The sequence below is a fragment of the Paracoccus sanguinis genome, assembly GCF_012689545.1.
GTDB classification, from domain to species: domain Bacteria; phylum Pseudomonadota; class Alphaproteobacteria; order Rhodobacterales; family Rhodobacteraceae; genus Paracoccus; species Paracoccus panacisoli.
The window spans coordinates 725,869-744,347 of record NZ_CP051542.1 but is presented as its reverse complement, the minus strand read 5'-3'; the positions used below and the strand labels follow the sequence as shown (position 1 = coordinate 744,347).

The 18,479-nt window shown below is 70.9% G+C and carries 17 protein-coding genes; 14 read left to right on the top strand and 3 right to left on the bottom strand.

Annotated features, from left to right (window positions below; translation table 11 throughout):
- Window positions 1–17: 17 nt before the first annotated feature.
- Genes HGN31_RS03555 through HGN31_RS03520 form a run of 8 tightly spaced genes read left to right on the top strand, consistent with a single transcriptional unit; the run spans window position 18 to window position 7,892 of the window.
- Complete coding sequence (locus HGN31_RS03555) at window positions 18–683, top strand: amino acid ABC transporter permease (RefSeq protein WP_168782351.1); 666 nt, start codon at window positions 18–20, stop codon at window positions 681–683.
- Window positions 684–691: 8 nt separating this feature from the next.
- Complete coding sequence (locus tag HGN31_RS03550; protein WP_168782350.1) at window positions 692–1,345, top strand: amino acid ABC transporter permease; 654 nt, start codon at window positions 692–694, stop codon at window positions 1,343–1,345.
- Window positions 1,338–2,060: an amino acid ABC transporter ATP-binding protein gene (locus HGN31_RS03545; protein ID WP_036701460.1), complete on the top strand. Its 723-nt coding sequence runs from the start codon at window positions 1,338–1,340 to the stop codon at window positions 2,058–2,060. The genes HGN31_RS03550 and HGN31_RS03545 overlap by 8 nt, the downstream gene beginning before the upstream one ends.
- A gap of 14 nt (window positions 2,061–2,074) precedes the next feature.
- Window positions 2,075–3,313, top strand: coding sequence for an NAD(P)/FAD-dependent oxidoreductase (locus tag HGN31_RS03540; RefSeq protein ID WP_168782349.1), 1,239 nt, complete (start codon window positions 2,075–2,077; stop codon window positions 3,311–3,313).
- A 1-nt stretch (window position 3,314) separates the two neighbouring features.
- The gene (locus tag HGN31_RS03535) at window positions 3,315–4,316 is read left to right on the top strand and encodes a 4-hydroxyproline epimerase (RefSeq protein WP_168782348.1); all 1,002 of its coding nucleotides are present in this window, start codon (window positions 3,315–3,317) and stop codon (window positions 4,314–4,316) included.
- The gene (gene lhpI / locus HGN31_RS03530) at window positions 4,313–5,986 is read left to right on the top strand and encodes a cis-3-hydroxy-L-proline dehydratase (RefSeq protein WP_168782347.1); all 1,674 of its coding nucleotides are present in this window, start codon (window positions 4,313–4,315) and stop codon (window positions 5,984–5,986) included. The genes HGN31_RS03535 and lhpI overlap by 4 nt, the downstream gene beginning before the upstream one ends.
- A gap of 4 nt (window positions 5,987–5,990) precedes the next feature.
- A complete protein-coding gene (locus tag HGN31_RS03525) occupies window positions 5,991–7,019 on the top strand; it encodes a trans-3-hydroxy-L-proline dehydratase (RefSeq protein WP_168782346.1) in 1,029 nt (342 codons plus the stop codon).
- Window positions 7,020–7,073: 54 nt separating this feature from the next.
- Window positions 7,074–7,892, top strand: a complete 819-nt coding sequence (locus HGN31_RS03520) for a formate/nitrite transporter family protein (protein WP_168782345.1) — start codon at window positions 7,074–7,076, stop codon at window positions 7,890–7,892.
- A 6-nt stretch (window positions 7,893–7,898) separates the two neighbouring features.
- Here the strand turns inward: HGN31_RS03520 and HGN31_RS03515 are convergent, their stop codons facing one another.
- Together HGN31_RS03515 and pepN are read right to left on the bottom strand one after the other, a co-directional pair.
- Window positions 7,899–8,858, bottom strand: coding sequence for a 1-acyl-sn-glycerol-3-phosphate acyltransferase (locus tag HGN31_RS03515; protein ID WP_231555275.1), 960 nt, complete (start codon window positions 8,856–8,858; stop codon window positions 7,899–7,901).
- A 44-nt stretch (window positions 8,859–8,902) separates the two neighbouring features.
- On the bottom strand, window positions 8,903–11,464 hold the full coding sequence (gene pepN, locus HGN31_RS03510) for an aminopeptidase N (protein WP_168782344.1): 2,562 nt from the start codon (window positions 11,462–11,464) through the stop codon (window positions 8,903–8,905).
- Window positions 11,465–11,632: 168 nt separating this feature from the next.
- Here pepN and HGN31_RS16280 point away from each other — a divergent pair, with 168 nt between their 5' ends.
- The 5 genes from HGN31_RS16280 to HGN31_RS03485 all read left to right on the top strand — a co-directional run bounded on the left by HGN31_RS16280 (window position 11,633) and on the right by HGN31_RS03485 (window position 16,398).
- The gene (locus tag HGN31_RS16280; protein WP_156114346.1) at window positions 11,633–12,190 is read left to right on the top strand and encodes a hypothetical protein; all 558 of its coding nucleotides are present in this window, start codon (window positions 11,633–11,635) and stop codon (window positions 12,188–12,190) included.
- 216 nt (window positions 12,191–12,406) lie between these two features.
- Window positions 12,407–13,981 carry a Re/Si-specific NAD(P)(+) transhydrogenase subunit alpha gene (locus HGN31_RS03500; RefSeq protein ID WP_168782343.1) on the top strand — a complete coding sequence of 525 codons (1,575 nt, stop codon included), beginning with the start codon at window positions 12,407–12,409 and terminating at the stop codon, window positions 13,979–13,981.
- A gap of 15 nt (window positions 13,982–13,996) precedes the next feature.
- Window positions 13,997–15,517 (top strand): NAD(P)(+) transhydrogenase (Re/Si-specific) subunit beta, encoded by a 1,521-nt coding sequence (locus HGN31_RS03495; protein WP_081969133.1) that lies wholly within the window; start codon window positions 13,997–13,999, stop codon window positions 15,515–15,517.
- A 118-nt stretch (window positions 15,518–15,635) separates the two neighbouring features.
- Window positions 15,636–16,010, top strand: coding sequence for a MerR family transcriptional regulator (locus HGN31_RS03490; RefSeq protein WP_036701442.1), 375 nt, complete (start codon window positions 15,636–15,638; stop codon window positions 16,008–16,010).
- Window positions 15,991–16,398, top strand: a complete 408-nt coding sequence (locus HGN31_RS03485) for a carboxymuconolactone decarboxylase family protein (protein ID WP_168782342.1) — start codon at window positions 15,991–15,993, stop codon at window positions 16,396–16,398. The genes HGN31_RS03490 and HGN31_RS03485 overlap by 20 nt, the downstream gene beginning before the upstream one ends.
- An 18-nt stretch (window positions 16,399–16,416) precedes the next feature.
- Here the strand turns inward: HGN31_RS03485 and HGN31_RS03480 are convergent, their stop codons facing one another.
- Window positions 16,417–16,926: a L,D-transpeptidase family protein gene (locus tag HGN31_RS03480; RefSeq protein ID WP_036701437.1), complete on the bottom strand. Its 510-nt coding sequence runs from the start codon at window positions 16,924–16,926 to the stop codon at window positions 16,417–16,419.
- A gap of 160 nt (window positions 16,927–17,086) precedes the next feature.
- Here HGN31_RS03480 and HGN31_RS03475 point away from each other — a divergent pair, with 160 nt between their 5' ends.
- Entirely contained in the window at window positions 17,087–18,415 is a 1,329-nt protein-coding gene (locus HGN31_RS03475) for a DUF3422 family protein (RefSeq protein ID WP_168782341.1), read from the top strand.
- The last annotated feature ends 64 nt before the right edge of the window (window positions 18,416–18,479 follow it).

Genomic DNA, 18,479 nt, shown 5'->3' with positions numbered 1-18,479 from the left:
GACCGATAGGGGGGCGCATGTTCGGTTATACGTTCCAGTGGAAACAGGCGCTCGCCCGCCTGCCGCAGATGCTCGACGGCGCGGCCGTCACGCTGCAGATCGCGCTGCTGTCGATGGCCCTCGGCATCCTGCTGGCCATCGTGCTCACGCTGTTCCGGCTGTCGGGGAACCGCATCCTGTCGGGGTTCGCCACCGCCTGGGTCGAGATCGCCCGCAACACGCCGGCGCTGTTCCAGATCTACATGGCGCATTTCGGGGTGGCGAGCTTCGGCATCCACTTCTCGCCCTTCACCTCGCTGCTGATCGGGATCACCTTCAACAACGCGGGCTATCTGGCCGAGAACTTCCGCGGCGCGCTCAAGGCCATTCCCGACACCCAGCCGCGGGCCGGGCGGTCGCTGGGGATGACGCCGCTGCAATCCTTTCGCTACGTGGTCATGCCGCAGATGCTGCGCATCGCCTTCCTGCCGATGACCAACCAGATGGTGTGGGCGATCCTGATGACCTCGCTCGGCGTCACGGTGGGGATGAACACCGACCTCTACGGTGTCACCCAGGACCTGAACGCGCTGACCTTCCGCACCTTCGAGCTCTTCGCCATCGCCTCGGTGATCTTCTACCTGATGACCAAGACCGTCCAGCTCGGCGCGCGCCTGCTTGCGGCGCGGATGTTCCGGTACTGAGGGGCGCCATGTTCGACACCGCACTCACCTCGGCCGACCTCGTCTTCCTCGCCAAGGGCGCGGGGATGACGCTGCTCGTCACCGCGATCTCGGTCGTGCTCGGCACCATCCTCGGCGTGATCTTCGGGGTGTTCCGCACCCAGGTCGGGCCGGTCTGGGCGGCGCCGCTGACCTTCGTGCTCGACGTGTTCCGCTCGATCCCGCTGCTCATCCAGCTCGTCCTCGCCAATGCCTTCATGGGCATGGTGCTGCGGCTGCAACTGTCGGGCTTCACCATCGCCTGCGGGGTGCTGACCCTCTACACCGCCGCCTATTGCGCCGAGATCGTGCGCGGCGCCATGGGCGCGGTGCCGGCCACCACGCGCCGCGCGGCACGCTCGCTGGGGCTCAACTGGTGGCAGGACATGGCCAACATCGTCATGCCGCTGGCCACCCGCGTGGCGCTGCCGTCCTGGATCGGGCTGGCGCTCGGGGTGATGAAGGACAGCGCGCTGGTCTATGTCGTGCAGGTCACCGAGCTGCTCAAATCCACCCAGATCCTCATCACCCGCCTGCAGGAGCCGCTGTTCCTGCTGCTGATCTGCGGTGCCTTCTATTTCCTCATCAGCTTCCCGCTCGCCCGGTTCGGCGGCTGGCTTGAAAGACGGTGGTCCCATGATTGAGATCGAGAACGTCCGCAAATCCTTCGGCCCGCTCGAGGTGCTCAAGGGCATCGACCTGACGGTGGCCAAGGGCGAGGTGCTGACGGTGATCGGCGGCTCGGGGTCGGGGAAATCGACGCTGCTGACCTGCATCAACGGGCTTGAGCCGATCGATTCCGGCCGCATCCTGGTGGACGGGACCGAGGTTCACGCCAAGTCCACCAACCTCAACAAGCTGCGCCGCAAGATCGGCATCGTCTTCCAGCAGTTCAACGCTTTCCCGCATCTGACCGTGCTCGACAACGTGACGCTGGCGCCGCGCAAGGTGCTGGGGATGGGCCGGGCCGAGGCCGAGGCCGAGGCGAAGAAGCAGCTCGAGCACGTGGGGCTTGGCGACAAGCTGGACGTCTATCCGGGGCGGATGTCGGGCGGCCAGCAGCAGCGCATGGCGATTGCCCGGGCGCTGGCGATGCAGCCGGCCTACATGCTGTTTGACGAGGTGACCTCGGCCCTTGACCCGATGCTGGTGGGCGAGGTGCTGGACACGCTCAGGATGCTGGCGCGCGAGGGGATGACCATGATCTGCGTCACCCATGAGATGAAGTTTGCGCGCGAAGTCTCTGATCGCGTGGCCTTCTTCCATCAGGGCGTGATGCGCGAGATCGCCCCGCCGGCCGAGCTGTTCGGGGCGCCGAAGACGCCCGAGTTGCAGAAGTTCCTGGCCGCGACCCACTGACAGGACGCCCAGCGATGCAGCCTGATGTTCTGGTGATCGGGGCCGGCGTGGTCGGCCTGTCGGCGGCGATTGCGGCGCAGGCGCGCGGGTTGTCGGTGACGGTGGTGGACCGCGAGGGGCCGGCGGCGGGCGCCTCGGCCGGGAACGCGGGGGCGTTTGCCTTTACCGACATCCTGCCGCTCGCCTCGCCGGGGATCATGCGCAAGGCGCCGGGCTGGCTGATGGACCCGGTGGGGCCGCTGACGGTGCCGCCTGCCTATGCGCTCAGGATCGCGCCGTGGATGGTCCGCTTTGCCGCCGCCTGCCGGCCCGGCCGGGTGGCGGCCTCGATTGCGGCGCAGACCGCGCTGATGGACCTGTCGCGCGACGAATTGCAGCCGTTCCTGAGGGCCACGGGGACCGAGGGGATGCTGCGCAAGGACGGCAACCTGCAGGTCTATGAAAGCGCCGCCGAGTTCGCCGCCGCCGCCCCCGGCTGGGTGGCACGCGAAGCCCACGGGATCGCATTCCGCCATGTGGAACGGGAGGAGATGGCAGCGATCCAGCCCGGGCTTGCGCCGCGGTTCATCCGCGGGACCTTCACGCCCGGCTGGTATTCCATCGACGACCCGAAGCTCTACACGCTCGCGCTCGCCGAGCATTTCCGCGCCCGCGGCGGCCGGATCGAGGTTGCCGCCGTCACCCGCCTCACCGCCACCGACACCGGCATCGCGGCCGACACCGCCGACGGCCGCCGCCTGACCGCGGCGCAGGCGGTACTGGCCGCCGGGGCCCACTCGCAACGCCTCGCCCGGACGCTGGGCGAGCGCATCCCGCTCGAGACCGAGCGCGGCTACAACACCACGCTGCCGCCCGACGCGCTGGACCTGCGCACGCAGGTCACCTTTGGCGGCCACGGGTTCGTCGTCACGCGGCTCTCGACCGGCATCCGCGTCGGCGGCGCGGTCGAGCTGGGCGGGCTGTCGCTGCCCCCGAACTGGCGGCGGGCGCAGGCGATGCTGGCCAAGGCCAAGGCGTTCCTGCCCGCGCTCAGGACCGAGGGCGGCACGCAATGGATGGGCTTCCGCCCGTCGCTGCCCGACAGCCTGCCCGCCATCGGCCGGGCGCGGGCCACGCCGCGGGTGATCCACGCCTTCGGCCACGGCCACCTGGGCCTCACCCAGTCCGCCGGCACCGCCCGGCTGGTCGCCGACCTGCTGACCGGCGCCGCGCCGGTCCTCGACCTGTCCCCGTTTTCGCCCCAGAGGTTCTGACATGGCCGTCCACACCTTCACCTGCATCGACGGCCACACCTGCGGCAATCCGGTGCGCCTCGTCGCCGGCGGCGGGCCGCGGCTCGTGGGCGCCGACATGCTCGAGAAGCGCGCCCATTTCCTGCGCGAGTTCGACTGGATCCGCACCGGCCTGATGTTCGAGCCGCGCGGCCACGACATGATGTCGGGCTCGATCCTCTACCCGCCGACGCGGCCCGACTGCGACGTGGCGGTGCTGTTCATCGAGACCTCGGGCTGCCTGCCGATGTGCGGCCACGGCACCATCGGCACGATCACCATGGGGATCGAGAACGGCCTCATCACCCCGCGCGCGCCGGGCGCCCTGTCGATCGAGACCCCCGCCGGCAAGGTCGACATCAGCTACGTGCAGGAGGGCCGCTTCGTCGAGGAGGTGCGGCTGACCAACGTCCCCGGCTTCCTCTACGCCGAGGGGCTGACCGCCGAGGTCGAGGGGCTGGGCGAGATCGTCGTGGACGTGGCCTACGGCGGCAATTTCTATGCCATCGTCGAGCCGCAGAAGAACTTCCGCGACATCGCCGACCACACCGCGGGCGAGCTGATCGGCTGGTCGCCGAAGCTGCGCGCGGCGCTGAATGCGAAGTACGAGTTCACCCACCCCGAGCATCCGGCGATCAACGGGCTGTCGCACATTTTGTGGACCGGGGTGGCCACCCAGCCCGGCGCGCACGCCCGCAATGCGGTGTTCTATGGCGACAAGGCCATCGACCGCAGCCCCTGCGGCACCGGCACCTCGGCCCGCATGGCCCAGCTGGCCGCCAAGGGGCGGCTGGGGGTGGGGGACGAGTTTCACCACGAATCGATCATCGGCTCGATCTTCAAGGGCCGGGTCGAGGCCGACGCGCGGGTGGGCGACCGCGCCGCGATCATCCCCTCGATCGCGGGCTGGGCGCGGATGACCGGCTACAACACCATCTTCATCGACGACCGCGACCCCTTCGCGCACGGTTTCGTGGTCCGGTGAGCGCCACCCGCATCCTGCCAGGTGTGGCCGAGGGGCCGGTGCTGGCGGCGGAGGCGCCGCTGAGCTTCTGGGGCGGGGTGGACCCGGCGACGGGGCGCGTGATCGACGTGCATCACCCGCTTTCAGGCCGGTCGCTCGGGGGCGCGGTGCTGGTGCTGCCGGGCACCCGCGGGTCGTGCAGCGGGTCGGGCGTGGTGCTCGACATTGTGCTGTCGGGGCAGGGGCCGGCGGCGCTGGTCTTCTCGGACCCCGAGGAGGTGGCGACGCTCGGCGCGCAGGTCGCGGCGGCGCTGTTCGGGGCGGCCCTGCCGGTGCTGCGGGTGTCGGCCGAGGTGCGTGCGGCGCTCGCCCGGGCGGGGTCGGCGCGGATCGAGGCCGAGGCGCTGGTCGCGGACGGGCTGCGGCTGCCCCTCGGGTCGCTGCCCGCGGCGGCGCTGGCGCTGACGGACGCGCAGCAGGCGATGCTGGACGGCGCCGAGGGCGAGGCCGCGGCGCTGGCGATGCGGATCGTCACGGCGACCGCGCGCCAGCAGGGCGCGGCGCGGCTGGTCCCCGTCACCCGCGCCCATATCGACGGCTGCATCTACGCCTCGCCCGCCAACCTGCGCTTTGCCGAGGCCTTCGCCGCGATGGGCGCCCGGGTGCGGGTGCCCACGACGATGAACGCGATCTCGGTGGACCACGCGAACTGGCGCGCCCAGGGCGTGCCGCCGAGCTTCGGCGGCCCGGCGCAGCGGCTTGCCGACGCCTATGTGGCGATGGGCTGCCGGCCGAACTTCACCTGCGCGCCCTATCTCGACGACCCGCCACGGCTCGGCGAGGTGATCGGGTGGTCCGAGTCGAACGCGGTGATCCACGCCAACAGCGTTCTGGGCGCGCGGACCGAGAAGCACCCGGATTTCCTCGACCTCTGCATCGCGCTGACCGGGGTGGCGCCGGACACCGGGGTCTATCTCGACGCCAACCGGCAGGCGCGGCGGGTGCTGACGGTCACGCGGCCCGCGGGCGCGGACGATGCCTTCTGGCCGCTGCTCGGCTGGGTGGCGGGAACCGCCGCGCCCGACCGCATCCCGCTGATCCGGGGCGCGGGGGCCGCCGGGGCCGACGATCTCAAGGCGCTGTGTGCGGCCTTCGGCACCACCTCGGCCGCGCCGATGCTGCACGTCGAGGGGGTGACGCCCGAGGCGGGGCAGGTCGCGCCCGACGCCGACACGGTGACGCTCGACCGCGCGGCGCTGGCGGCCGGCTGGGCGGCGCTGAACGACGGCCCCGCGGGCGTCGATCTGGTCGCCATCGGCAGCCCCCATGCCTCGGCCACCGAGGCCGCCGCGCTCGCCGACGCGCTGGACGCCGCCGGACCGGGGCCGCTGGCCGTGCCGCTGATCCTGACGCTGGGGCGCGGGGTGCTGGCGGCACTCGAGGCGGACGGCACCGCCGCCCGGCTCACCGCGCGGGGCGTCAGGCTGATCCCCGACCTCTGCTGGTGTTCGATCACCGAGCCGGTGTTTCCGCCCGCGGCGCGCGTGGTGATGACGAACTCGGCCAAATACGCCCATTACGGGCCGGGGCTCTCGGGGCGCGCGCTGCGCTTCGGCAGCCTGGCCGACTGCGCCCGGGCGGCGCTGACCGGGCAGGCGCCACACCGCCTGCCGCCGTGGCTAAAGGAGTGAGGCGATGCGATCCAGCCAGACCATCCACGTGATCTCCGCCCATGCCGAGGGCGAGGTCGGCGACGTGATCGTGGGCGGCGTCCTGCCGCCGCCGGGCGAGACGATCTGGGCGCAGTCGCGCTGGATCGCCGCGGACGGGCGGCTGCGGAACTTCGTGCTGAACGAGCCGCGGGGCGGGGTGTTCCGGCACGTCAACCTGCTCGTCCCCCCGAAGCACCCCGAGGCCGACGCCGCCTTCATCATCATGGAGCCGGAGGACACGCCGCCGATGTCGGGGTCGAACTCGATCTGCGTCTCGACCGTGCTTCTGGACGGCGGGCTGGTGCCGATGACCGAGCCCGAGACGCGGCTGGTGCTCGAGGCGCCGGGCGGGCTGGTGCGGGTGCGGGCCGAGTGCCGGAACGGCAAGGCCGAGCGCATCTTCGTCGAGAACCTGCCGAGCTTTGCCGCCCGGCTGGACATCCCGCTGACGGTCGAGGGGCTGGGCCCGATCACCGTGGACACGGCCTATGGCGGCGACAGCTTCGTGATCGTGGACGCCGCCGCGCTGGGCTTCGCGCTGGTCCCGGACGAGGCGCATGCCATCGCCCGGCTGGGGGTGCAGATCACCGCCGCGGCCGACGCGCAGATCGGCTTTCACCACCCGACCAACCCGGACTGGCGGCATTTCTCGTTCTGCCTGTTTGCCGGCCCCGTCACCCGCGACGGCCACGAGCTGACCAGCAGCGCCGCGGTGGCGATCCGGCCGGGCAAGGTGGACCGCTCGCCCACCGGCACGGCGCTCTCGGCGCGGATGGCGGTGCTGGCGGCGCGGGGCGAGATGGGGGCAGAGGACCGGCTGACGGTGCGCTCGCTCATCGGCTCGACCTTCGCGGGGCGTATCCTTGGCCAGACGGACGTGGGCGGCACCCCGGCGATCCGGCCCGAGATCTCGGGGCGTGGCTGGATCACCGGCATTCACCAGCACATGCTCGACCCCGACGACCCGTGGCCCGAGGGCTACCGCCTGTCCGACACCTGGGGCGCGCGCTGACGGAACGCCCCGTGCGGGCAGCCGTTGACCCCCGACCCAAGGGAAGGACAGCGGATGAGCGGCGCCGACACCACACCCGACGATTTCGAGCCCGCCGACCTGCCGGCCAAGGCCCGGGCCGCGTATGGCGACAAGCTGGCGCTGCGCGCCGGCCAGACCGTCGCGCTGGCGGTGATGGCCGGGGCGTTCATCGCCTTCGGCTCGGTCTTCTTCCTGATCGTGCAGTCGGTCCCCGACACGGTGCCTTACGGCTTCGTGCAGGCGCTGTCCGGGGCGGCCTTCGCACTCGGCCTGATCCTCGTGATGATCGCGGGGGCGGAGCTTTTCACCGGCAACACGCTGATGCTCTCCCGCCTCTATGCGGGCGAAAGCGGGATTGGGCAGATCGCCGCCGCCTGGGCGCTGGTCTATCTGGGCAACCTCATAGGCTCGGTGCTGGTCGTCGCGCTGTTCCTCGCGGCGGGCGGGGCCGAGGCGGGCGACGGGCTCATGCAGGCCGCGATCCTCGACACCGCGGGGTCCAAGACGGCGAAGGGGGCGGGGGCGATCTTCGCCTCGGGCATCCTCGCCAATATGCTCGTCTGCCTCGCGGTCTGGATGACGTTCGCCGCGCGCACCGTGCCGGGCAAGGCGTTGGTCATCGTCCCGCCCATAGCGGCCTTCGTCGCCGGCGGGTTCGAGCACTCCGTCGCCAACATGTCCCTGATCCCGGCCGGGCTGGGGGTGCTGTGGACCGAGGCCGGCGCGGTTACGGACCCCTCGCTGACCGCTGCGGGGTTCGCGCACAACCTGCTCTGGTCCACGCTCGGCAACATCGTCGGTGGCGGGCTGATCGCGCTGGGCTACTGGCTGGGCTACGACCGCGAGGCCTGACGCGGCTCAGGGCCGGCCGGGCGGCAGCGTCCCGGCGGGCTTGCCGATCCCGCGCCGCCGCCGCGCCTCGCGCAGGTGCGACAGATGCGCGGCCTCGGGGCCGGGCGGGGGGAGTGAGAGCACCGCGTGGCGCAGCGCCTCGATCCCGTCCTCGGACCGGGCGGGCAGGGTGGCCGCGGGGATCGGGGCGCCGATGGTGATGCGGTAGGTGTGCCCGGCCTTGTTCAGCACCTCGTTGAACAGCGTCACGTCCCTGAGCGTCGGGTGGATCGCGTCGAGCAGGTAGAACAGCGCCGAGTTCCGCGCCCGGATGTTGAGCGGGATCACCGGCACGTCGAACTTGCGCGCGATCATCGCGGCCGACGGCATCCACGGCCGCTCGTGCAGCGTCAGCCCGTGCCGCTTGGCCAGCCGCCCGGACGGAAAGATCAGCCCGATCCGGCCTTGCCCGAGCGCCCGGCGGGTATAGTCCATGGTATAGCGGGTCTTGGCGTGGCTGCGCTTTTCCAGCCGCCACTCGACTGGGGCGATCAGCTCTTCCGTCTGCGGCAGCACCCGGATCATGTCGTGGTTGGCGTAGATGAAGAGATCGTCCCGCACCGCCGAGACGACCGCGTGCAGCACGATCCCGTCCGCGATCCCCGTCGGGTGGTTCGAGACGATCAGCGCCGGGCCGGTGGCGGGGATGTGCTCAAGGCCCTCGACCCGGATGTCGCGCACGATCAGCGCCGAGATGCGGCGCATGATCTCGGCGGTGGGCAGGTCGCGGAACTCGGCCGCCAGCATGATCGAGCGCGGATAGCGCAGAAGCCGCATCATCCCCCAGCGAGCGAGGGTGTGGTGCGGCTTGCCGGAATAGAGCCACGGCGCCCGTTCGGCGATCAGCGGGTCAAGCCGCTGCTGCATCTCGGCCAGCGCCGGCAGGGGGCCGGGCGGGGCGAGGTTCGGATCGGACGACCTGATCATCGTGGGGCGATTATTTCCCTCGCGCGGCTTGCCCGCAAGGCGGCTCAACCTCCGGCGGCAAGAATGCGCGTGACCATCTCGGCCGTGTTGCGCGAAAGCCCCGGCCGGGCGGCGATCCGTTCCAGCGCCGCGCGGGCGCGGGCGCGACGGCCCGCGTCGTAGCGCGGCCAGGTCTCGAAGAGCGAGGTCATCCGCGCCGCCGTCTGCGGGTTCACCGCGTCCATGCGGATTAGCCAGTCGGCCACGAAGTCGTAGCCCGAGCCGTCGGCGGCGTGGAAGGCGGCATGGTTCGCGCCCAGACCCCCGATCAGCGCCCGGAAGCGGTTCGGGTTCTGCCAGTCGAAATCCGACCGCGCAGCAAGGCTTTGGGCGATGCCCACCGCCTGCGCCGGGTCCGCGGCCATCGGCTGGACGGTGAAGAACTTGTCCATCACCAGCCGGTTGGCGCCGAACTGCGCCTCCATCCCCGCCAGCGCCGCCTCGGCCCGCCCGGCGCGGACGAGCTGGCTCAGCGCGCCCATCCGCTCGGTCATGTTGCGGGCCTTCGCCCACACCTCGGCCGCACGCTCGCCGCCGTCGAGGCGGCTGAGCCACGCCAGCGCCGCGAGCCGGGCGCTGCGGGCGCCCGACTGCTCGGCGTCGGGGGCGTAGTCGTAGGGGCAGTCCATCTCGGCCATGATCTGGTCGAGGACGCGGGCGTGCTGGGCTGCCAGCTCCTCCATCAGCGCCTCGCGGGTGCGGTGGATGGCGTCGGGGTCGGGGGTGCCGCCGCGGCGGGCGATCTCGGTCGCCACCTCGTCCTCGGCCGGCAGCCGCAGCATCAGGGCGAGGAAGGCCGGGTCCATCGCGCTGTCGGCCAACACCCCGCCATAGGCATACGTCAGGGCGGGGTCCGCCTCGCCGCCCGCCGCCATCTCGACCAGCGTGTCGAGGGCGAGGCTGTTTGCGGCCTCCCACCGGGCGAAGGGGTCGGTGTCGTGGGCCATGAGCACCGCCCGGTCGGCGCGCGGGATTTCGCGCGCGACGGTGACGGGGGCCGAGAAGCCGCGCAGCAGCGAGACGATGGGCCGTCCACCCAGCCCGTCGAAGCTGAAGCTCTGCGCGGCCTCGGTCATCTCGAGCACGGTGGTCGGCAGCACCTCGTCGCCGTTGGCCGAGATCAGCCCCACGGCGATGGGGATCACCCGCGGGGGCTTCTCGGGCTGGCCGGGGGTGGGGCGCGTCGCCTGGGTGAAGTGCAGCGTCAGCCGGCCCGCCTTCTCGTCCCATGCCTCGGTCAGGGTCAGTTCGGGCGTGCCCGCGTCCGTGTACCAGCGCTTGAACTGCGCGAGGTCGCGGCCGGTCGCGTCCTCGAACACCGTGAGCCAGTCCTCGATGGTCGCGGCCTGCCCGTCATGGCGGTCGAAATAGAGGTCGAGCGCCGCCCGGTAGCCGTCGTCGCCCACCAGCCGCTTGAGCATCCCGATCACCTCGGCGCCCTTTTCATAGACCGTCGCGGTGTAGAAATTGTTGATCTCGTCGTAGCGGTCAGGCCGCGGCGGGTGGGCGAGGGGGCCGGCATCCTCGCGGAACTGGCGCGCGCGCAGCGTCACCACATCCTCGATCCGCTTCACCGCCGCCGAGCGCAGGTCCGAGGTGAACTGCTGGTCGCGGAACACCGTCAGCCCTTCCTTGAGGCAGAGCTGGAACCAGTCGCGGCAGGTGATGCGGTTGCCGGTCCAGTTGTGGAAATACTCGTGCGCGATCACCGCCTCGATGCGCTCATAGTCGCTGTCGGTGGCGGTCTCGGGCGAGGCGAGCACGAGCTTCGAGTTGAAGATGTTCAGCCCCTTGTTCTCCATCGCGCCCATGTTGAAGTCGTCCACGGCGACGATGTTGAACACGTCGAGGTCGTATTCGCGGCCGTAGACCTCTTCGTCCCAGCGCATCGACTTGACGAGGCTTTCGAGCGCGAAGCCCGCGCGGTCCTCGTCGCCCGGGCGCACCCAGACGTTCAGCGCGACCTCGCGCCCCGACAGGGTGGTGAAGCGGTCCGAGACGGCGCGCAGGTCGCCCGCGACGAGGGCGAAGAGATAGGCGGGCTTGGGCCAGGGGTCGTGCCACTCGGCCCAGCCGGGGCCGCTGGCGACGGGGTTGCCGTTCGACAGCAGCACCGGCAGGTCGGCGCGGACGGTGACCCGGAACGGCGCCATCACGTCGGGGCGGTCGGGATACCAGGTGATGTGGCGAAAGCCCTCGGCCTCGCACTGGGTGCAGAACATCCCGCCCGAGAGATAGAGCCCCTCGAGCGTGGTGTTGGCCTCGGGGTCGATCTCGACGGTGGCCGACAGGGTGAACGGCCCCTCGGGCAGCGCCGCGGCGGCGATGGTCATCGTCTCGTCGGCGAGCGCCAGGGCCGTCTCGGGGACCGGCGTGCCGTCGATCGCGACCGCGATCGTCCGCAGCCCGGCCCCGCCGTCGAGGGTCAGATCGCCGGCGGAAACCCGCTCGAGCCGCAATTCGGACTGCACCCGCGTGCCCCGCGGGGCCAGCGTCACGTCGAGCCGCGTTTCGTGCAGGCGGAAGGGCCAGGGGCGGTATTCACTGAGGAATCGGGTCTGGGACATCTCGGGCCTTGCTGACTGCATACGGTGCGGGGAAAAATGTTGAGGCAGCGGAACTTGTGCTTGTGGCGTGTGTTAAGCGCAGGATAAGCGGGTCGCAAGCCGGGCCTAATTCCCCTCGGGGTGGCCGCAGGCGGTCCGACGATCGACCGATTTACTATGGAGACCATCATGGCCAACTACGATCCGAACGATCCGCGCCGCACCGACGCGACCGACCCCCACCGCCCGGTGGATCCGAGCGGTCGCAGCACCGTCGTGACCGAAACCTATGTCGAGCCGGTCGAGAAGAAAGCCTCGCCGCTGCCGCTGATCATCGGCATCCTGCTGGCGCTGGCGCTCGCCTGGTGGCTGCTGTCGACGTTCATGGGCGGTGACCGCACCACGACCACGACCGACACCACCACGACCAGCACCACCACGGCGCCGGCGACCACGACCACCACCACGCCGACGACCACCACGACCGAGCCGGCGACCACCTCGTCGAGCACGACCGCCCCGGTGACCACCACCGAGCCGGCGACCACCGCGCCCGCGACGACCACCACCACCACCGAGCCGGCGACCACCGCCCCGGCGACCGGCGCGGCGACGACCGAGACCACCACGACCGAGACCACGACGACCGCCCCGGTGACCGACACGGCCACCACCCCGGCGACCGACTCGGCCACCACCTCGACCACGACCACCACGCCGGTGACCACCCCGGCCCCGTCGAACTGATCGGTTCGACCGCCGGCCTGACACCTCGGGCCAGACTGACCGCCGCGCAGCCTCTGCGCGGCGGTTTCCGTTTGCGCCGCCCAGCACGGTGAGCGCGGGACCGCAGCCCGCACTGACGTCCCGTCCTGCCCCGCGAAAGCCTGACAAAACCTTGTGATCCCGCGCCCGCCGATGATAATGCGACCCGGATTGCGGCCTGCGGGGAGAGGAAAACCGGTGAAGATCGGCGCGTTGAAGGAAACATTCGACGGCGAGGCGCGGGTGGCGATCACGCCCTCCTCGGCCGGCCATCTGCAGAAGCTGGGCCACGCGGTCCACGTCCAGTCCGGGGCCGGCGCACGGGCCGGGTTCTCGGACGCGGCCTATGAGCGGGCGGGCGTGACGGTGCATCCGACCGCCGCCGCGCTTCTGGGCGCGGTCGACGTGGTGGCCAAGGTCCGCCCGCCGACCGAGGCGGAAATGGCACAGATGCGCGAGGGGCAGACGCTCATCTCGTTCTTCTACCCGGGCCAGAACCCCGAGCTGCTCGAGGCGGCGCGCGACCGCGGCGTGAACGCCATCGCCATGGACATGGTGCCCCGCATCAGCCGGGCGCAGAAGATGGACGCGCTGTCCTCGATGGCCAACATCGCGGGCTACCGCGCGGTGATCGAGGCGGCGAACAACTTCGGCCGCTTCTTCACCGGCCAGGTCACGGCCGCGGGCAAGGTGCCGCCAGCCAAGGTGCTGATCGTCGGCGCCGGCGTCGCGGGGCTGGCCGCCATCGGCGCGGCCACCAGCCTCGGCGCGCAGGTCTATGCCTTCGACGTCCGCCCCGAGGTCGCCGAGCAGATCGAATCGATGGGCGCCGAGTTCGTCTATCTCGACTTCAAGGAGCAGGCGCAGGACGGGGCCGCGACCGGCGGCTATGCCGCCCCCTCGAGCCCCGAGTTCCGCGAGGCGCAGCTTGCGCGCTTCCGCGAGCTGGCGCCCGAGATGGACATCGTCATCACCACCGCGCTGATCCCCGGCCGGCCCGCGCCGAAGCTGTGGACCGAGGACATGGTCGCGGCGATGAAGCCCGGCAGCGTCATCGTGGACCTCGCCGCCGAGCGTGGCGGCAACTGCGAGCTGACCGTGCCGGACGAGAAGATCGTGACCGAGAACGGCGTCACGATCATTGGCTACACCGACTTCCCCTCGCGCATGGGTGCGCAGGCGTCCGAGCTTTACGGCAACAACGTCCGCCACATGATGGCCGACCTCACGCCCGCCAAGGACGGCGCGCTGGTCCACAACATGGAGGACGACGTGATCCGCGGCGCCACGGTGACGCGCGACCACGACGTGACCTGGCCGCCACCGCCCCCCAAGGTGCAGGCGATCGCGGTGCAGAAGCCGAAGGAAAAGGCCCGCGAGCTGACGCCCGAGGAGCGGCGCGCCAACGAGCTGGCCGAGTTCAAGCGCCAGACCCGCAGCCAGGTCGGGATGCTCGTCACCGGCGGCGTGCTGATGCTGCTGGTGGGTCTGTTCGCGCCCGCGAGCTTCCTGTCGCATTTCATCGTCTTCGTGCTGGCCTGCTTCGTGGGCTTCAGCGTGATCTGGAACGTGGCGCACTCGCTGCACACGCCGCTCATGGCGATCACCAATGCGATCTCGTCGATCGTGATCCTCGGCGCGCTGCTGCAGATCGGGTCGGGCTCGGCCTGGGTCGTCATCCTCGCGGCGCTCGCGGTGCTGATGACCGGCGTCAACATCTTCGGCGGCTTCCTGGTCACGCGCCGGATGCTCGCCATGTTCCAGAAGTCGTAAGGGTAGGGTGAGCGCATGGAAACCACTGTGATCACCACTGAGCCCGGCCTCGCCCCCGTCGTGTCGCACGGCGCGGGCGTCCTCGACGCGGTTCCGGTCTTCGGCTTCACCACCGCCGCCTATGTCGTGGCCGCGGTCCTCTTCATCCTCGCGCTGGGCGGGCTGTCGGGCCAGGAAAGCGCCAAGCGCGCGATCTGGTACGGGATCGTCGGCATGGCGCTGGCGGTGCTGGCCACGCTGTTCGGGCCCGGCCTCGGGCACTGGTGGCTGTCGCTCATCATGATCGCCATCGGCGGCGGGGTGGGCTACGTGCTCGCCACCCGCGTGCAGATGACCGAGATGCCGCAACTGGTCGCCGCGATGCACAGCCTCGTGGGCCTTGCCGCGGTGTTCATCGGGCTCAACGCGCAGATCGAGCTGGGCCGGGTCCTGCACGCCCGCCTGAGCGGGCTGACCGAGTTCTTCCACGGCTTCGCCGCCGTCCTCGCCCACAAGACCCCGGCCGAGATCGCCATGCTCAAGGTCGAGGTCGCGCTTGGCGTGTTCATCGGCGCGGTGACCTTTACCGGCTCGGTCGTGGCCTACGGCAAGCTGGCCGGCAAGGTGGACGGCAAGCCGAAGAAGCTGCCCGGCGGGCACATGCTGAACGCGGGCGCGGCGGCGTTGTCGCTGCTGCTGACCATCCTCTACGTTGCCGGCGTCGGCCCGGCGATGCTGTGGCTGCTGCTCTTGACCGTGATCGCGGGCTTCATCGGCTGGCACCTGATCATGGGGATCGGCGGGGCGGACATGCCGGTGGTCGTCTCGATGCTGAACAGCTACTCGGGCTGGGCGGCGGCTATGATCGGCTTCACGCTCTCGAACGACCTGCTCATCGTGGTGGGCGCGCTGGTCGGCTCGTCGGGTGCGATCCTCAGCTACATCATGTGCAAGGCGATGAACCGCTCGTTCATCAGCGTGATCCTCGGCGGCTTCGGCGGCGAGACGGGCCCGGCGATGGAGATCGAGGGCGAGCAGATCGCCATCGACGCCGAGGGCGTGGCCGCAGCGCTGAACGAGGCCGACAGCGTCATCATCGTGCCGGGCTATGGCATGGCGGTGGCCCAGGCCCAGCAGTCGGTCAGCGAGCTGACCCGCAAGCTGCGCGCCGCCGGCAAGAACGTGCGCTTCGCCATCCACCCGGTCGCCGGCCGCCTGCCCGGGCACATGAACGTGCTGCTAGCCGAGGCCAAGGTGCCCTATGACATCGTGCTCGAGATGGACGAGATCAACGAGGACTTCCCCTCGACCGACGTGGCGATCGTCATCGGCTCGAACGACATCGTGAACCCGGCGGCGCAGGAAGACCCGAACTCGCCCATCGCCGGGATGCCGGTGCTCGAGGTGTGGAAGGCCAAGCAGGTGTTCGTCAGCAAGCGCGGTCAGGGCACCGGCTACTCGGGCATCGAGAACCCGCTGTTCTACAAGGAGAACACGCGGATGTTCTACGGCGATGCCAAGAAATCGCTCGACGCGCTGCTGCCGATGATCGACTGACCGGACCCCCGGTCCCGTGACCTCAAACCCCCGCCCGACCCGGCGGGGGTTTTTTTCATGCTTGAGCTGGAGTGCGCTCCAGCCGCTAGAACCCCTCTCGTCCCATCGGAGGCAGGCCATGAAGATCGGCGAACTGGCGCGGCAGACCGGGCTCAGCGTGGACACGCTGCGCTTCTACGAGCGGATCGGCCTGATCCAGCGCCCGGCCCGCGACGGGGGCGGGCGGCGCGACTATGACCCGGCGGTGCTGGACTGGATCGCCTTCCTCGCCCGGCTGGCGGCGACGGGGATGCGGCAGGCCGACCGGGTCCGCTACGCCGCGCTGCGCCGGCAGGGCGACGCGACCCTTGCCGCCCGCCGGGCGATGATCGAGGCGCACCGCACGGCCATTGCCGCGCGCGTGGACGAACTCAACGCGGCGCTGGCGCTGATGGACGACAAGATCGAGACCTATCGCCGCATGGAGGCAGAGCATGACCGACCGACATCTTGAGGCAGGCGCCGCGGTGGCCGCCCGGCTGAACCCGACGCTGCACGAGGCGCTGTCCGCCCGCTATGACGGGCTGCTGCCGGGGATGGCCGACAGCCTGATCGAATGGGCCTACGGTCACCACTACGCCCGCCCCGGGCTGGACCTGAAGACCCGACAGCTCTGCACCGTGGCGGCGCTGGCGGCGATGGGCGGCGGGACCGCGCCGCAGCTTCGGGTCAACGTCGCCCATGCGCTGGCGGCGGGGGCCTCGCGCACCGAGATCACCGAGGCGATCTGGCAGATGGCGGTCTATGGCGGGATGCCGGCGGCGATCAACGGCCTGAACGCCGCGGTCGAGGTGTTTGCCGCGGCCGACGAAGCCGCCGCGGCGCAAGGCGGGGCGGGGTGAGGCGGGGCCTGCCCGCCCTCAGGGGTTGATTTGGATCGGCGTGCCGTCGCGGACCATCGCATAGATGTCCTCGGCCTCGGCGTCCGTCACCGCGATGCAGCCCGCCGTCCAGTCCCGGCGGATGCGCGACAGCGCCCGCCCCTCGGGCCCCTGGCCGTGGATGAAGATGTCGCCCCCCGCCTGCTGCCCCAGCGCAGCCGCATAGGCGCTGTCCACCGGGTTCGGATACGAGATCCCGATCGACAGGTGGTAGCGACTGTCGGGGTTGCGGCGGTCGATGTAATAGAGCCCCTCGGGCGTCTTGCCGTCTCCCGAGAACTGCTTGTGGCCCCGCGGCTCGTTCCCCAGCCCGACGTTGTAGGACTTGATCACCGTGTTGCCCGACAGGAACAGCATCTGCCGGGCCGACTTGTTCACCACGATCTGGGTGACAGGCGGGCCGCTGTAGCTTTTGAACTTGCTCGGCGCGCAGGACGCGACGAGCGCCAGCAGCAGACCCGCCGTGATGAGCTGGAGGAGACGTGACATGACGGATTCCCTGATTCTGGCCCAACCCTGCCGAATGGCTGGCCCCGGTGCAACCGGCCCGGGCATCACATCCCGCTGACAGGAGGGCCGCCGGCGAAGCCCCACCCCCCGCCCAAGGGACGGCTTGCGCGCCGCCGCCATTCTCGCGTGAGATGCGGCCATGAGCCAGGACGCTTCCCCCATCGACACGTCGCTCGACCACCCGCTGCGGTTCGAGATGGTCAACGAGCTGCACGCCCGCCCCTCGCCGCGGCTGACCGCGCCGTGCAAGGTCGTCTACCTCGCCTTCAAGGAACCGCGCGACGCCGCCAACCGCGACCGCGCGCAGGACTTCGCTCATCTGGCCGAGCTGGCGCGCCGCCACGGCGCCCCCGCGCCGCAGCCCGGCATCGGCCACTACGCCGCCGTCATGGGCCGCCACGAGCTGCGGTGGGAGGGGCATACCGAGTTCGTCAGCTACACGAGCTTCACCCCCGGCCGCCCGGTCCGCCCCTTCGACCCCGGCATGGCCGAGCTGTTCCCGACCGAGTGGCAGGCCCGCGCGCCGGGCAAGCGCCTCGTCGCGGCGCTGATCGACGTTGAGCCGTTCCCCGACACCGACGCGGCGCTGGCCGAGCGGCTGGACGAATGGTTCGTCGTGGACGGGCTGACGGCGGTGCAGGTGCTCGACGGGGCGGCGGTGATCGCCACCGACTTCCGCATCGACGCGGCGGGCTGGATGCGCTTTGCCGTCTTTGCCCGCGAGGGCGTGGGGCCGGGGCGGCTCGGGCGCGTGGTGCAGCGGCTCACCGAGCTTGAGACCTATCGCGCCATGGCGATGCTGGGCTTTCCCCGGGCGCGGTCGCTCAGCGCCACGCTCAATGCGCTCGACACCCAGATGGCGGCGCTGGTCGAGGGCTTGGGCGACGACGCCCGCCCGGCCGAGGCGGTGCTGCAGGACCTTCTCGCGCTGTCGGCCCGGCTCGAGACCGCGGCCACGCAGCACAATTTCCGCTTCGGCGCCACCCGGGCATACGAGGCGATCGTCCACGACCGCATCGCCGCCCTGCGCGAGAAGCGGTTTCAGGGCCGCCAGACGCTGACCGAGTTCATGTCGCGCCGCTTCGAGCCGGCGATGCGCACCGCGCGCTCGGCCGAGGCGCGACTGGTGGCAATGCTCGACCGGGCGGCGCGGGCGGGCGAGTTGCTGCGCACCCGTGTCGACGTGCAGCGCAGCGAACAGAACCAGGAGATCCTGTCGCGGATGGACCGCCGGGCCGACCTGCAGCTGCGCCTGCAGCACACGGTCGAGGGGCTGTCGGTGGTGGCGATCAGCTATTACGCCGTCGGGCTGCTCGGCTATGCCGCGGCGCCGCTGGCGCACGCGGCGGGGATCGACAAGACGCTGCTCGTCTCGGCGCTGACGCCGCTGGTGGTCGTCGCGGTGTGGCTGGGAATGCGTCGGGTGCGGGCGCGCCTGCACGATGCGGCGGGGCACGGCGATCTCTGACGGGGTTGCGCTGCCCCCCGCGCCGCGGGCAGTCTGCGGCCGACCGTTCCAGAGGAGAGTTCCC

What these genes read in the sequence shown, in the direction of transcription:
- HGN31_RS03540 (WP_168782349.1), top strand. Translation starts at nt 2,075, where the DNA reads ATGCAGCCTGATGTTCTGGTGATCGGGGCCGGCGTGGTCGGCCTGTCG.
- HGN31_RS03515 (WP_231555275.1), bottom strand. Translation starts at nt 8,858, where the DNA reads ATGATCAGGTCGTCCGATCCGAACCTCGCCCCGCCCGGCCCCCTGCCG.
- HGN31_RS03545 (WP_036701460.1), top strand. Translation starts at nt 1,338, where the DNA reads ATGATTGAGATCGAGAACGTCCGCAAATCCTTCGGCCCGCTCGAGGTG.
- HGN31_RS03555 (WP_168782351.1), top strand. Translation starts at nt 18, where the DNA reads ATGTTCGGTTATACGTTCCAGTGGAAACAGGCGCTCGCCCGCCTGCCG.
- HGN31_RS03550 (WP_168782350.1), top strand. Translation starts at nt 692, where the DNA reads ATGTTCGACACCGCACTCACCTCGGCCGACCTCGTCTTCCTCGCCAAG.
- HGN31_RS03485 (WP_168782342.1), top strand. Translation starts at nt 15,991, where the DNA reads ATGACCGACCGACATCTTGAGGCAGGCGCCGCGGTGGCCGCCCGGCTG.
- HGN31_RS03480 (WP_036701437.1), bottom strand. Translation starts at nt 16,926, where the DNA reads ATGTCACGTCTCCTCCAGCTCATCACGGCGGGTCTGCTGCTGGCGCTC.
- HGN31_RS03490 (WP_036701442.1), top strand. Translation starts at nt 15,636, where the DNA reads ATGAAGATCGGCGAACTGGCGCGGCAGACCGGGCTCAGCGTGGACACG.
- pepN (WP_168782344.1), bottom strand. Translation starts at nt 11,464, where the DNA reads ATGTCCCAGACCCGATTCCTCAGTGAATACCGCCCCTGGCCCTTCCGC.
- HGN31_RS03475 (WP_168782341.1), top strand. Translation starts at nt 17,087, where the DNA reads ATGAGCCAGGACGCTTCCCCCATCGACACGTCGCTCGACCACCCGCTG.
- HGN31_RS16280 (WP_156114346.1), top strand. Translation starts at nt 11,633, where the DNA reads ATGGCCAACTACGATCCGAACGATCCGCGCCGCACCGACGCGACCGAC.
- HGN31_RS03525 (WP_168782346.1), top strand. Translation starts at nt 5,991, where the DNA reads ATGCGATCCAGCCAGACCATCCACGTGATCTCCGCCCATGCCGAGGGC.
- HGN31_RS03535 (WP_168782348.1), top strand. Translation starts at nt 3,315, where the DNA reads ATGGCCGTCCACACCTTCACCTGCATCGACGGCCACACCTGCGGCAAT.
- HGN31_RS03520 (WP_168782345.1), top strand. Translation starts at nt 7,074, where the DNA reads ATGAGCGGCGCCGACACCACACCCGACGATTTCGAGCCCGCCGACCTG.
- HGN31_RS03495 (WP_081969133.1), top strand. Translation starts at nt 13,997, where the DNA reads ATGGAAACCACTGTGATCACCACTGAGCCCGGCCTCGCCCCCGTCGTG.